The sequence below is a fragment of the Micromonospora sp. RB23 genome (assembly GCF_053585025.1).
In genome coordinates this window covers 5784910-5797812 of sequence record NZ_CM132111.1, presented here as the reverse complement: position 1 = coordinate 5797812, position 12903 = coordinate 5784910, and the positions used below count along the sequence as shown (strand labels likewise).

Annotated in this window: 13 protein-coding genes; 3 read left to right on the top strand and 10 right to left on the bottom strand. The window is 70.5% G+C overall.

The genetic code is table 11. The features are described from left to right. Nucleotides 1–5 precede the first annotated feature (5 nt). Together xylB and ACTFTM_RS26360 are read left to right on the top strand one after the other, a co-directional pair. Nucleotides 6–1424 carry a xylulokinase gene (gene xylB, locus ACTFTM_RS26365; protein ID WP_449563101.1) on the top strand — a complete coding sequence of 473 codons (1419 nt, stop codon included), beginning with the start codon at nucleotides 6–8 and terminating at the stop codon, nucleotides 1422–1424. 91 nt (nucleotides 1425–1515) lie between these two features. After that, entirely contained in the window at nucleotides 1516–2949 is a 1434-nt protein-coding gene (locus ACTFTM_RS26360; RefSeq protein WP_449563100.1) for an MFS transporter, read from the top strand. Nucleotides 2950–3040: 91 nt separating this feature from the next. On the opposite strand, the gene ACTFTM_RS26355 is transcribed toward ACTFTM_RS26360, so the two are convergent. The 5 genes from ACTFTM_RS26355 to ACTFTM_RS26335 form a co-directional block, all read right to left on the bottom strand. Further along, on the bottom strand, nucleotides 3041–4696 hold the full coding sequence (locus ACTFTM_RS26355) for a glycoside hydrolase family 13 protein (protein WP_449566736.1): 1656 nt from the start codon (nucleotides 4694–4696) through the stop codon (nucleotides 3041–3043). 33 nt (nucleotides 4697–4729) lie between these two features. Continuing rightward, the gene (locus tag ACTFTM_RS26350) at nucleotides 4730–5776 is read right to left on the bottom strand and encodes a LacI family DNA-binding transcriptional regulator (RefSeq protein WP_449563099.1); all 1047 of its coding nucleotides are present in this window, start codon (nucleotides 5774–5776) and stop codon (nucleotides 4730–4732) included. A 67-nt stretch (nucleotides 5777–5843) separates the two neighbouring features. Further along, nucleotides 5844–6812, bottom strand: coding sequence for a carbohydrate ABC transporter permease (locus ACTFTM_RS26345; protein ID WP_449563098.1), 969 nt, complete (start codon nucleotides 6810–6812; stop codon nucleotides 5844–5846). Nucleotide 6813: 1 nt separating this feature from the next. Continuing rightward, a complete protein-coding gene (locus ACTFTM_RS26340) occupies nucleotides 6814–7860 on the bottom strand; it encodes a carbohydrate ABC transporter permease (protein ID WP_449563097.1) in 1047 nt (348 codons plus the stop codon). Between the two features lie 70 nt (nucleotides 7861–7930). Beyond that, nucleotides 7931–9277, bottom strand: coding sequence for an ABC transporter substrate-binding protein (locus tag ACTFTM_RS26335; RefSeq protein WP_449563096.1), 1347 nt, complete (start codon nucleotides 9275–9277; stop codon nucleotides 7931–7933). 252 nt (nucleotides 9278–9529) lie between these two features. Between ACTFTM_RS26335 and ACTFTM_RS26330 the strand changes: the two genes are divergently transcribed. Next, nucleotides 9530–10303: a peptidoglycan DD-metalloendopeptidase family protein gene (locus ACTFTM_RS26330; protein ID WP_449563095.1), complete on the top strand. Its 774-nt coding sequence runs from the start codon at nucleotides 9530–9532 to the stop codon at nucleotides 10301–10303. 48 nt (nucleotides 10304–10351) lie between these two features. Here the strand turns inward: ACTFTM_RS26330 and ACTFTM_RS26325 are convergent, their stop codons facing one another. The 5 genes from ACTFTM_RS26325 to ACTFTM_RS26305 all read right to left on the bottom strand — a co-directional run bounded on the left by ACTFTM_RS26325 (nucleotide 10352) and on the right by ACTFTM_RS26305 (nucleotide 12844). Beyond that, on the bottom strand, nucleotides 10352–10846 hold the full coding sequence (locus ACTFTM_RS26325; protein ID WP_449563094.1) for a TspO/MBR family protein: 495 nt from the start codon (nucleotides 10844–10846) through the stop codon (nucleotides 10352–10354). Nucleotides 10847–11000: 154 nt separating this feature from the next. Further along, nucleotides 11001–11147, bottom strand: coding sequence for a GPGG-motif small membrane protein (locus ACTFTM_RS26320; protein ID WP_449563093.1), 147 nt, complete (start codon nucleotides 11145–11147; stop codon nucleotides 11001–11003). After that, nucleotides 11138–11914: a metallophosphoesterase family protein gene (locus tag ACTFTM_RS26315; RefSeq protein WP_449563092.1), complete on the bottom strand. Its 777-nt coding sequence runs from the start codon at nucleotides 11912–11914 to the stop codon at nucleotides 11138–11140. The genes ACTFTM_RS26320 and ACTFTM_RS26315 overlap by 10 nt, the downstream gene beginning before the upstream one ends. Nucleotides 11915–11924: 10 nt before the next feature. Further along, a complete protein-coding gene (locus ACTFTM_RS26310) occupies nucleotides 11925–12200 on the bottom strand; it encodes a hypothetical protein (RefSeq protein ID WP_449563091.1) in 276 nt (91 codons plus the stop codon). Then, nucleotides 12197–12844 carry a nucleotidyltransferase gene (locus ACTFTM_RS26305; protein WP_449563090.1) on the bottom strand — a complete coding sequence of 216 codons (648 nt, stop codon included), beginning with the start codon at nucleotides 12842–12844 and terminating at the stop codon, nucleotides 12197–12199. Before ACTFTM_RS26305 ends, ACTFTM_RS26310 begins: the two co-directional genes overlap by 4 nt. Between the last annotated feature and the right edge of the window lie 59 nt (nucleotides 12845–12903).

Sequence of the window (12903 nt, the reverse complement as noted above, 5' to 3'; positions counted from 1 at the left end):
CCGCCATGCCGCTGGTCGCGGGCGTTGACTCGTCCACACAGTCCTGCAAGGTGGTCATCCGGGACGCGGAGACCGGCGCCCTGCTCCGGCAGGGCCGGGCGCCGCACCCGGACGGCACCGAGGTCGACCCGGAAGCCTGGTGGCAGGCGCTGCGTAGCGCCGTCGACGAGGCCGGTGGGCTGGCCGACGTCGCCGCGGTATCGGTCGCCGGCCAGCAGCACGGCATGGTCTGCCTCGACGAGGCGGGCCGGGTGGTCCGTCCGGCCCTGCTGTGGAACGACACCCGCTCCGCCGACGCCGCCGCCGACCTCGTCGAGGAGGCCGGCGGCGGCGAGGCTGGGCGTCGCTTCTGGGCCGACGCCACCGGCAGCGTGCCGGTGGCGAGCTTCACCATCACCAAGCTGCGCTGGCTGGCCCGGCACGAGCCGGAGCAGGCCGCCCGGGTGGCCGCCGTGTGCCTGCCGCACGACTGGCTGACCTGGCGGCTGGCCGGCGCGCCCGGCCTGTCGGCCCTGCGGACCGACCGGGGGGATGCCAGTGGCACCGGCTACTGGTCCCCGGCCACCGGCACCTACCGTCCCGACCTGTTGGAACGGGCGTTCGGCCGGCAGCTCGTGGTGCCCGAGGTGCTCGGTCCGGCCGAGTCGGCCGGCCGGCTGACGGGGGAGTGGGGTGACGCCCTGCTGGGGGCGGGCACGGGCGACAACGCCGCCGCCGCGTTCGGCGTCGGCGCCGGGCCCGGGGACGTGGTCGTCTCCATCGGCACGTCCGGCACCGTGTTCAGCGTGGCCGACGTGCCAGCGGCCGACGACAGCGGCGCGGTGGCCGGCTTCGCCGACGCGTCCGGTCGCTTCCTGCCGCTAGTGTGCACGCTCAACGCCGCACGTGTGCTGGACGCCGCCGCCACGATGCTCGGCGTCGACCTGGACGAACTCGCCGAGCTGGCCCTCTCCGCACCAGCCGGCGCGGACGGGCTGGTCATGGTGCCTTACCTGGAGGGTGAGCGCACGCCCAACCGTCCGCTGGCCACCGGCGCGGTGCACGGCCTGACCCTGCGTACCTCGACCCCCGCGCACCTGGCCCGGGCCGCCGTGGAGGGCATGCTCTGCGCCCTCGCCGACGGCCTGGACGCGCTGACCGCGCAGGGTGCCACCGTCCGCCGGGTCATCCTGGTCGGCGGTGGGGCGCGGTCGGCCGCGGTCCGCCGGATCGCGCCGCAGGTCTTCGGCTGCCCGGTCGTCGTCCCACCCGCCGGGGAGTACGTCGCCGACGGGGCCGCCCGCCAGGCCGCCTGGGTCGCCCTGGGCGGTCCGACGCCACCGCAGTGGGACGTCAAGGGCACCGAGGAGTACGCGGCGGAGCCCGTCCCCGCCGTCCGTGACCAGTACGCCGCGGCCCGCGGCCTGGTGCTCGACCGGCGCTGAGCGTCGGATCGAGCGGGTAGGCGTCGGTCAACGGTGACCGGCGCCCACCCGCGTGCCAGCCTGCTCGGCCGCGTCTGATTGGCTGCGGGTCATGACGGTGACCAGTGGCGGGCGGGAGCAACGCCCGCGCGGCCGGGGCGGAGGCCCGGCGCACCGGCTGTACAGCGTCGTTGTGTTCGTGGTGCTCGCCTCGCTCGACAACGTGGCGATCGGACTGGTCCCACCGCTGTACGGGCCGATCGCCCGGACGTTCGACGTGTCGACCGGGCTGCTGGGCGTGGTCACCGCCGTCACCTTCCTGGTCAGCGCGGTGGCCGCCGTCGGCTGGGCGTACGTCGGGGACCGCGGCAACCGCAAGCCGCTGCTCATGGTGGGCACGCTGCTCTGGGCGGCGGGCACCGGTGGCAGCGCCCTCGCCGGCGGGTACCTCACGTTCCTGGCCGCCCAGTTCGTCGCGGCGGTCGGCCTCGGCGCGGTCGGCTCGGTGGGCTTCTCGGTGGTCACCGACCTGATCACGCCGGCCCGCCGCGGGCTCGTGATGAGCTTCTGGGGGCTGTCGCAGGGCGTCGGCACGCTCGCCGGCACGCTTGTCGGTGGACTGCTCGGGGCGACCGACTGGCGGCGACCGTTCCTGCTGCTGACCGGGGTGGGGCTGACCGCCACCCTGGCGTACCTGTTCACGTACGACATCCGACGCGGCCAGAGCGAACCGGAACTGGCCGGCGCACTGGACGCCGGGGCCGAGTACGACTACCGGATCAGCCGGGCCGACCTGCCGCGCATCCTGGACCGGCGGACCAACCGGTGGCTGATCCTCCAGGGGCTGACCGCGCAGGCCGCCTTCGGCTCACTGGTGTGGCTGCCGAGGCTCTTCACCGAGCGGGCCGAGGCCCAGGGCTACTCCGAGTCGACCGCTGTCGTGGTCGGCAGCGTTTTCGCCACTCTGTTCCAGCTCGGCGGGGTCCTGTCCATCGTGGGTGGCCTCGTCGGCGACGCGGCGCAGCGGCGTACACCCCGGGGCCGGGCGGTGGTCGCGGCGGTCGGCATCCTCGCCGCGCTCCCGTTCTACCTGGTGTTGTTCTTCGTGCCGGTGACCATCGACGTGCCGGACGGCGGGAGCGGCGGCGCGGTGGTCGGCGCGGTGCTGGCCAGCGTGTTCACCGAGCCGTCGGTGGGGTTGAGCCTGCTCGTCGCCGTGGTGGCGCTCGCGCTGACCTCGGCCAATTCGCCGAACTGGTTCGCGCTGATCGCCGACGTCAACCCGCCGGAGCACCGGGGGACCGTCTACAGCCTCGGCAACCTGGTCAACGGGGTCGGTCGGGCGGCCGGCAACGGGCTGGTCTGGGCGGCGTTCCAGGGACTACGGACGGCCTTTCCGCCGCCGCTGAACTTCGCCGTCGGGCTGGCCGCGTTCCAACTCTTCTTCATTCCCACCGGCGTCATGTACTGGCTGGCGTCCCGCAGCTCACCACGGGACATCAAAAACGTGCACGGACTCCTCCACACCCGCGCCGACCGCCTCTAACCCCCCTCCGTCGATCATGGAGTTGTGGTGCCCGGGTAAGACCCTGTCGAGCCTTTTGTCACCCACCACAACTCCATGATCGACGAGCGGGTCAGCCGCGGAGCCAGACTGTTACGTCGGTGGGGATCTCGTTCGCCGGCAGGGGGGCGCTGGTGGCCAGCACCTCGGCGTCGGCGGGCACCGGGATCGGGGCGTCGCCGAAGTTGGTCAGCACGGTCAGGTCGCCGTTGCGGAAGGCGAGTGCCTCGTCGCCCGAGGACAACCATTCGAGCGTCCCCCGGCCCAGACCGTGCTCGCGGCGCAGGCGCAGCGCCGTGCGGTACAGCTCGTACGTCGAGCCGGGCACGTCGCGCTGCCGGTCCAGCGCGTACTCCGCCCAGGACGGCGGCTGCGGCAGCCAGCTCGCGTCGGTCGGTCCGAAGCCGTACGACGGGGCGTCGGCCTCCCACGGGATCGGCACCCGACAGCCGTCGCGGCCCCGCTGGGTGTGCGCGCTGCGCGCCCAGGTCGGGTCCTGCCGCGCCTCGTCCGGCATGGTGGTGTGCTCGGGCAGGCCCAGCTCCTCGCCCTGATACAGGTACGCGGAGCCGGGCAGGGCGAGCATCAGCAGGGTGGCCGCCCGGGCCCGGCGCAGGCCGAGCGCGGCGTCCGGCTGCGGGTCGCCGATGCCGATGCCGTTGGGCCGGCCGCCGCCGGTCGCCAGGCCGAGCCGGGAGGCGTGCCGCACCACGTCGTGGTTGGACAGCACCCAGGTCGTCGGCGCGCCCACCGAGTCGGTCGCCTCCAGGGACCGGGTGATCACCGCGTACTGGGCCGGCGCGGTCCACGCGGCGAGCAGGTACTCGAAGTTGAACGCCTGGTGCATCTCGTCCGGGCGGACGTAGCGGGCCAGCCGCTCGGCCGGCTCCACCCACGCCTCGGCGACCAGCACCCGTTCGCCGGGGTAGCTGTCCAGGACCTGCCGCCACTGCCGGTAGATCTCGTGGACGCCCTCCTGGTCCCACATCGGCGGTCGCGGCTTGTCGATCTCGTTGCCGGAGAGGATCTCCTGGGGCTCCTGCCAGTCGGGCAGGTTCGCCTGCTTGATGAGGCCGTGCGCCACGTCGACCCGGAAGCCGTCCACTCCCCGGTCGAGCCAGAACCGCAGCACGTCCAGGAACTCCGCGTGCACCTCCGGGTTGTCCCAGTTGAGGTCCGGCTGCCCGGTGTCGAACAGGTGCAGGTACCACTGGCCGGGTTGGCCGTCCGGGTCGATCGTGCGGGTCCACGCCGGCCCGCCGAAGACGCTCTGCCAGTCGTTCGGCGGCTCCTCCCCGGCCGGGCCCAGGCCGTCCCGGAAGATGTACCGGGACCGCTCGGTGCTGCCCGGGGCGGCGGCCAGCGCCTCCTGGAACCAGCGGTGCGCCGACGAGGTGTGGTTGGGCACCAGGTCGACGATCACCCGCAGGCCGCGGGAGCGGGCCTCGGCGATCAGCTTGTCCGCGTCGGCGAGGGTGCCGAACAGCGGGTCGACGTCCCGGTAGTCGGCCACGTCGTAGCCCGCGTCGGCCTGCGGCGACGGATAGAACGGGGAGAGCCACACCGCGTCCACCCCCAGCTCGACCAGGTGGTCGAGGCGGGCCGTGATGCCCGGCAGGTCACCGATCCCGTCGCCGTCGGAGTCGGCGAACGAGCGCGGGTAGATCTGGTAGATGGCGGCCTCGGTCCACCAGCCGGTGGTGGTCTGCTGCGTCGGGTCGGTGTTCAGGGTCGTCTCCCGTGTCGTGCCGTGGTTGATGTTTCAGTGTGCCCGGGGCGGTGCGGTGGACTCCCGGACGACCAGCCGAGTGGGCAGGATCACCGGCGAGTCGCCGTCGGGGGTCCGTTGACCGACGATCGGGCCCAGAGCGCGGGCCCCGAGCGGATCGAGCATTATCCGGGCGGCCAGCCGGCCCTGCTCCGCGGCCGGCTGGGCCACGGTGCTGAGGCCCAGCACACCCGCCAGGTCGTGGTCGTCGATGCCGACCACGCTGACGTCCTGCGGTACGCGCAGCCCGGCGTCGCGCAGCGCCGTCATGGCGCCCATCGCCATCTCGTCGCACGCCGCGACGATCGCCGTCGGCGGCTCACCGCGGGCCAGCAGTTCGGCGGCGGCCCGGTTGCCACCGTCGATGGTGAACGACGACTCGACGTCGAGGCTCGGGTCGGGTCGCAGGCCGGCGGCCTTCAGTTCGGACTGGTAGCCCTGGCGTCGGTCCAGGTGGGTGGTGTAGGCCAGTTCGTCGTCGGGGTCGCCGGAGATGTGCGCGATCCGACGGTGGCCGAGGTCGAGCAGGTGACGGGTCGCCATGCGTGCGGCGGCGACGTCGTCGATGCGTACGCAGGGCCAGTTGGGCACCCGACTGCCCGAGCTGATGGTCACCCCGGGCAGGTCCAGCGCGGCCAGCGCGGTCAGGTCGGCCGGGCGCAGCGGCGTGGCGACCAGCATGATGGCGTCCACCCGCTTGTGCAGGTTGGCGGTACGCAGCACCCGCTGGCGGATCTGCTCCCGACCGCCGAGGTTGTAAAGCAGCAGGTCGTAACCGGAGTGGTGGAGGTACTCCTCGACGGCCTCGACCACGGTGCTGAAGAACCAGCGGGTGATCCGGGGTACGACCACCGCGACCGTCCCGGTGCGACCACCGGCGAGCCGGGACGCGCTCGGCGAGACCGCGTAGTCGAGCTGCTCGGCGGCAGCCAGCACGCGGCGTCGGGTGGCGGCCGAAACCGTCGGCAGCCCGCGTAGGGCCCGCGAGACGGTGGCCGTGGAGACCCCGGCCAGCCGGGCGACATCATCAATCTTCGTCACGGTTCCCCCGCTCGGTACCCGTCGCCCGCCGCCGCCCTCAGGGGCCGGACGGCGGCGGGCAAGCGGGTCAGCCCTTGACGCTGCCGGCGAGCAGACCTCGCACGAAGAAACGCTGTAGGGACAGGAATACGACGAGCGGTACAACGATCGAGACGAACGCGCCAGCGGTGAGTCGCTGCCACTCGTTGCCCCGGGTGCCGGCCATCTCGGCCAGCCGGACCGTGAGCGGTGCGGTCTCGTTGCCGCCACCGGCGAAGATCAGCGCGACCAGCAGGTCGTTCCAGACCCAGAGGAACTGGAAGATGCCGAACGCGGCCAGCGCCGGGGTGATCAGCGGCAGCACGATGGTGCGGAAGATCTTCGGGTGCGTGGCCCCGTCGACCCGGGCCGCCTCCATCAGGTCTCCGGGAAGCTGCGAGATGAAGTTGTGCAGCAGGAAGACCGCGAACGGAAGCGCGAAACAGGTGTGCGCGAACCACACCTGGGCGAACTTCTGCTCGTCGACCAGGTTCCACGCCGGCATCAGGGTGACGCCGCCGAGGGTGACGCCGGTGGAGAAGAACTTCAGCAGCGGCACCAGGGCCATCTGGAGCGGAACGATCTGCAACGCGAAGATCGCGATGTAGAGCCAGTCCCGCCCACGGAAGTTGATCCACGCCAGCGCGTACGCGGCCAGGGAGGCGAAGGCCAGCGGGAAGAGCACCGACGGGATGGTGATCGCCAGCGAGTTGATGAAGTAGCTGGCGAGCTGTCCCGACGACGCGGACCGCCCGAACAGGACCTGTTCGTAGTTCTCGAAGGTGAACTGCGGGTTGGTGAACGCCGTCCACCAGCCGGTCGTCTTGATCTCGTCCTCCGGTCGGAGGGAGGAGACGAGCAGGCCGAAGGTCGGGATCGTCCAGATCACCGCGATGACGATCGACACGAGCGTCGCGGTGCGGCTGTTCAACCGTTTGCGAACCCGGCCCGCGGTGGTGAGCGCGGTGCCGGCGGTCTTCTGGGCGCCGGCGGCGACGGTGGGCGTTGCGGTGCTCATCTCAGCCCTCCCGCTGACGACGGAGGTTGCGGATCTGGTAGATCACGACCGGGATGACCAGGATGAAGAGGAAGACCGCGAGCGCGGAGCCCTGCCCGTTCTGGCCGTACCGGAAGGCCTGGTTGTACATCTCGCTGGCGATCACGCTCGTGTCGTAGTTGCCGTTGGTCGAGGTCCGGACGATGTCGAAGACCTTGAGCGTGGCGATCGTGAGCGTCACCACCACGACGATCAGGGCCGGCCGGATGCTCGGCATGGTGATCTGCCAGAACATCTGCCACGGGCTGACGCCGTCGAGCCGGGCGGCTTCGACGATGTCGCCGGGGATGGCCTTGATTGCCGCGGAGAGCACCACCATGGCGAAGCCGGCCTGGATCCAGACCATGATGACGATCAGCAGCAGCGTGTTCAGGGGTGATTCGAGCAGCCACTGCTTCGGCTCACCGCCGAGGCTGACGACGATCTGGTTGAGCAGGCCGATCTGGTCGCCGTCGCCGCGGTACGCGTAGACGAACTTCCAGATGATGCTCGCGCCGACGAACGAGATGGCCATCGGCAGGAAGATCAGTGACTTGGCGACCGCCTCGAAGCGGGCCTTGTCCACGAGCACGGCGTAGATGAGGCCGAACGCGGTCGCCACCAGCGGGACCAGCAGCACCCAGACCAGGGTGTTGATCAGGACCCGGACCATGGAGGTGTCGGAGAACATCCAGCCGTAGTTGCGCAGCCCCACCCATTCGGTGCTGCCCCCGTTCATCAACGAGAGCAGCATGGTGCGGATGGCCGGTACGACAAGACCGATGGTGAGCAGCAGCAGTGTCGGCAGCAGGAAGAACAGCGCGAAGAGCCCTTCCCGCTGCTTGGGTCGCCGGGTCAGCGGCGTGCCGCTGATCGAGGCGGCGACGAGCTGGGCTTCCCGCCGTCGGGCGAACCAGGCCGGCACCACGTCGAGCAGCAGGAGCAGACCGCCCACCACCACTACGAAGGCGACCAGCCCGTACATCAGCATGAGGAGCTTCGGCTGCTCGTCGGCGAAGTCGAACTCCATCAACCCTCCCTCTCGGGTCCAGATCGGCCGGTGGCCCGGTCCGCGCACGCGAACCGGGCCACCGCCGTGATCACTTCGGCCAGCTGCTCTCGATGCCCTGGAGCACCGGGGCGGTCTGCTTGCCGTTCAGCCAGTCGACCATGCCCTTCCAGAACGTTCCCGCGCCGACGGCGGCCGGCATCAGGTCGGATCCGTCGAAGCGGAAGGTGCCCGTCTTGTCCTGGAGGATCTGGACGGACAGCTTGTCGATCGGGCTGGCCACGTTGGCGATGTCCAGCTTGTTGTTCGCCGTGACCCAGTTGCCGAGCTTCGCGCGGCTGTTCACGTACTCGGCGGAGGCGAGGTACGTCTGCACCGCCTGCACCTCGGGACGGTCGGCGTACGCGACGACGAACTCGCCAGCGCCGAGGACCGGCTTGCCCTTGGCCGGGTCGATGGCCGGGAAGTAGAACGCGAACGCGTCACCGTCCGCGGCCACCTTGGTGCCCTCGGGGAACTGGTTGGCGTAGAACGACGCCTGCCGGTGCATCGCGCACTTGCCGGTGGTCACCGGCAGACCCGCCTCCTGGAAGGCGGTGGTGGTGATGCTCTTGACGCCGCCGAAGCCGCCGTTGACGTACTTCTCGTTCTTGAGGATGCTGCCGGCGCGGTCGACCGCGTCGACGATCCGCGGGTCGTTGAACGGGATGGCGTGGGTGGTCCACTGGTCGTAGACCTCGGGACCCTGCGTCCGCAGGATCACGTCCTCGATCCAGTCGGTGGCCGGCCAGCCGGTGGCGTCACCGGACTCGACGCCCGCGCACCACGGCTTCATGCCGCTCGCGGCGATCTTGTCGCTGAGCGCGATGAGCTGGTCCCAGGTGGTCGGAACCTCCCAGCCCTTCTCCTTGAAGGTCTTGGGGGAGTACCAGACGAAGGACTTGACGTTGGCGCCGAGCGGCACGCCGTAGAGCGTTCCGTTGACGGTGCCGTACTTCAGCCAGTCGGCCGGCATGTTCTGCTCGGCCAGTGCCTTGGTGTCGGCGCTGAGGGACTTCAGCTTGCCGGCGTCCGCGAACCGCTTCACGAGGCCCGGCTGGGGCACGAAGGCGATGTCGGGGGCGTTGCCGCCGTCGACCCGGACGGGGAGCTGCGCCTCGAACTCGCCGCTGCCCTCGTAGGCGATCTCGATGCCGGTGCAGTCGGTGAACTGCGACCAGGACCGCTCCAGCAGGTCGGCCTCGGCGTCACGGATGGACGCGTAGATGGAGACCTTCTTGCCGTCGTTGCCCTGGTACTTCTCGTACGGGGCACACTCGGCAGATCCTGCTTTGTCGCTCTTCTTGTCATTGCCGGTACCGCAAGCGGTGGCGCTGAACGCCAGCCCGAGTACACCGGCGATCACGAAGGCCTGGCGTGGTCTGGTAAAGACCGCCATGCCGTCCTCCTTCCTAGCCGGCGTGGTCTCCGCTGGTGACCCGCGCCGGTCCGATTGGGCGTGCCACACATGTAAGCGCTTGCATCGGGTCTGGTCCACCCCCTGTCAGACACGAGCGAGTAACAATCCCGAAACCTCGTCTCCGCCGGCTGGACGCGCTTTTCAGGCATCGCGCCGGGCTCTTTCGAAGATTGGCGATATCTGTCAGGCTGGAGCCACCTCATCGAAAGTTTTGAACATAGGAGGAGCTGCATGCGCAAGCGGTGGATCAGCCTGCTGGTGACGGGCCTGCTGGTGGGAGGGGCCCTCGCGCCGGCGAGCCCGGCGTTGGCCGCGCCGACCTTCAAGGTGCCGTTCCCGTGCGGCCAGTCCTGGTCGGGGCAGACCCGGTCGGACCACAGCCCGGCGTACGCCGTCGACTTCAACCGCACCGACGACCTCGGCGACCCGGTGGTGGCGAGCGCGCCCGGCACTGTCGACCGGGTCACCGACCTCGGCGGCACCAGCTACGGCAAGTACGTCCGCATCGACCACGGCGGCGGTTACACGACCTACTACGCCCACCTCAACGGCTTCAACGTCTCGGTCGGGCAGACCGTCGGGTACGGCAAGGTGATCGGCTGGGTCGGCAGCACCGGCGGATCCACCGGTCCGCACCTGCACTACGAGCAGCGCCTCAACGGCAACGACATCCAGGTCCGGTTCAACGGCACCCTGGCCCTCTACTGGGGCACCAAGACCTACACCAGCGGCAATGGGTGCTCCTCGGGCAGCGGCAACGGCACGGTCGACACCAGCGGCACGCCGCTGACCGTCCGCTCCGGCCCCGGCACGGGGTACGCCTCGGTGGGTACCGTCGCCGACGGCACCCGGGTGACCATCGCCTGCCAGACCAGTGGCACCACCGTCACCGGCACCTACGGCACCAGTTCGATCTGGGACCGCATCGGCAGCGGCCGCTACATTGCCGACGCGTACGTCTACACCGGTTACGACGGCTACATCCCGAACGTGCCCCGCTGCTGACCCCCGCTGGTCTCCGGCGGGGACACCCGCCGGAGACCGGTCGGGCGGTCAGGCGTTGAGACGCCAGATCGACAGGTTCAGCGCGGCGGCGAACGTGACCCACGCCCAGTACGGCAGCAGCAGCGCCGCCGCGACCCGGGACACCCGGGCGAAGAGCACCACGGTGAGGCCGATCGCCAGCCACATCACCACGATCTCGGCGAACGCCAACCCGTACCGGCCCGCGCCGAAGAACAGCGGCGTCCAGATGGCGTTGAGCACGAGTTGCGCGGTCCACGCCCACAGGGCGGGGGAGAAGCCGACCCGTCGCCAGACCAGCCAGCCGGCGACCGCGATCAGCGCGTAGAGGACCGTCCAGACCGGGCCGAAGAGCCATGACGGCGGCGCCCAATCCGGCTGGCGCAGGCTCGCGTACTCGTCGGAGGTGCCCTGCACTCCCAGCCCGCCGATGGCGGCGGCGACGAAGACCGCCGCCGCGAACGCGGCGAGCGCCCAGCGCGAGCGTCGGCCGGAGATGGGGCGTGCCCGGCGAGATACCTCCATGGTCGAGATATTTCCGCGAAACGCCCCGGTCAAACCCCAGAAAAAAGCGCCGGGGCCGCTGCGGCCGGTGCTTCTGTCGGGAGGACGAAGCTCCGGTCGCGGCGACCCCGACGGGTCCCGGTGTCCGTTATGACGGTGTTATGAGGTGTGAGCGTCAATTGTTGAAGATGCTGACACCACCCGGGCCGACGAGCAGCCCGACGACGATGAGGACGATGCCCCACAGGATCTGCCGGCGGAACAGCGCGAGGATGCCGGCGACCACGAGTACGACTGCGAGAATGTAGAGAATCAGCTCCATGACCTCTGAATACCCGACCCTCCGACCGGAGAAACCTGGTCCGTGTCGAGTTGATCCCCGACATGAAAGACGCTGTACGCCTGCTTGATCACGGGGTGCGCCACGTTGCGGACGCGTACCCCTCCCGGGGTCATTCCGCGCTCGGTGCCGGCGTGCGCGTGCCCGTGCAGGGCCAGGGCGGTCGGCGCGGAGTCGATCGCCTGCCCCAACTGGTACGACCCCAGGAACGGGTAGATCTCCAGCGGCTCGCCGACCAGCGTGTCGGGGACCGGGGCGTAGTGCGTGAGCGCGACCAGCATGTCGCAGTCCAGCGAGCGCAGGGCCGCGCCCAGGCGGTCCGCGCTCTCGTTGGTGGTCCGGACGAACGCCTTCATCTCCGGCTCGCCGAAGTCGCTCGCGCACCGGCCGGCGAACCCCCCGCCGAAGCCCTTGACCCCGGCGACGCCCAGCCGGCCGCCCGCGCAGTCCAGGACGACGCCGTCGCCCTCCAGCACGGTGATGCCCGCGTCCTCGAGCACCTTCACGACCTGTGGCACCTGATCACACTGGTGGTCGTGGTTGCCCAGCACGGTGACCACCGGTACGGCCAGTCCACCGAACTCCTGCGCCACGCAGCGGGCCTCGGCCTCGGTGCCGTGCCGGGTCAGGTCGCCGGCCAGCAGCAGCACGTCGGCGCACTCCGGCAGCTCCTCCAACGCCGGGCGGAACCGGCCGACCACGTCCTCGTCCAGATGCACGTCGCCCACGGCGGCGATCCGGATCACCATGAAACCTCCCTCAGGGCAGTTGCTCGATCTCCGTGGGCGCCTCGACGCGGATCACCCCGATGTCGCTGGTGATCGGCACGTCCGGGAAACGCTCCGACACGAGACGCAGGATCTCCTCCCGCCGGTGCGGGCTCTCCACCTCGCCGTGGAGCACGAGGACGTCGTCGCGCCGGACGACGGTGATCCCCTGTTCGGCGACGGCCGGATCCTCGGTGAGCGACCGTTGGATCTCCGCTTCGACGTACTCGTCGGGTGGCGCCGCGCCACCGGCCTGATCGTTCGTCACGGTTTCTCCCCTCCTGCCGGGGCGCCGGGCTCCGGCACCACCTCCAGCCGGTCCAGCAACACCAGGAACGCCTCGGCGTACGGCGAGTGCTGCGTCTCCTTGCGTACCCGTTCCCAGTCGATCTGCTCCCGCAGCGACCGGGCCAGCGGCAGCCCGCGGGCGAAGTCGCAGTAGTGCTGGGAGAAGCTGAGCAGCTTGTGCACCATGAGCTGGGTGGCGGACAGAACCGGCATGTGGATGGCGTCCACCGGCCGTACGACGGTGTCGGCGAACGTCTCCTCGGTCACCGGCGTCTCGATCGGCCGGTGGATCAGGTCCACCATCCGCTCCTCGTCGAAGACCTTGACGAGCCAGTCCTCCGGCGGTCGCTCGGCACGGAAGCCGGCGGCCACCAGCGCCTCCAGCGATCGTTCGACGTCGGCCTCGCGGATCAGGAAGTCGACGTCGTGGTCGCTGGAGTGGCCGCCGTGGGCGTACACGGCGAAGCTGCCGCCCAGGGCGAACGGGATCTCGGACTGCTTGAGCACGGCGGCGACCTTCTTCAGGGTGTGCACCAGACTCTCGTCCCCGCGCTCAGCCATCTGGAACTCCCGTCGGTCGTGTTGGTGGACAGGCGGTTGGATTCGAACTCCGGTACCCGGCATTCCGGTCGCCCACACCTGCTCTGGTCGCGGTCGGGTGCCAACCGGAACAAACGGGAACA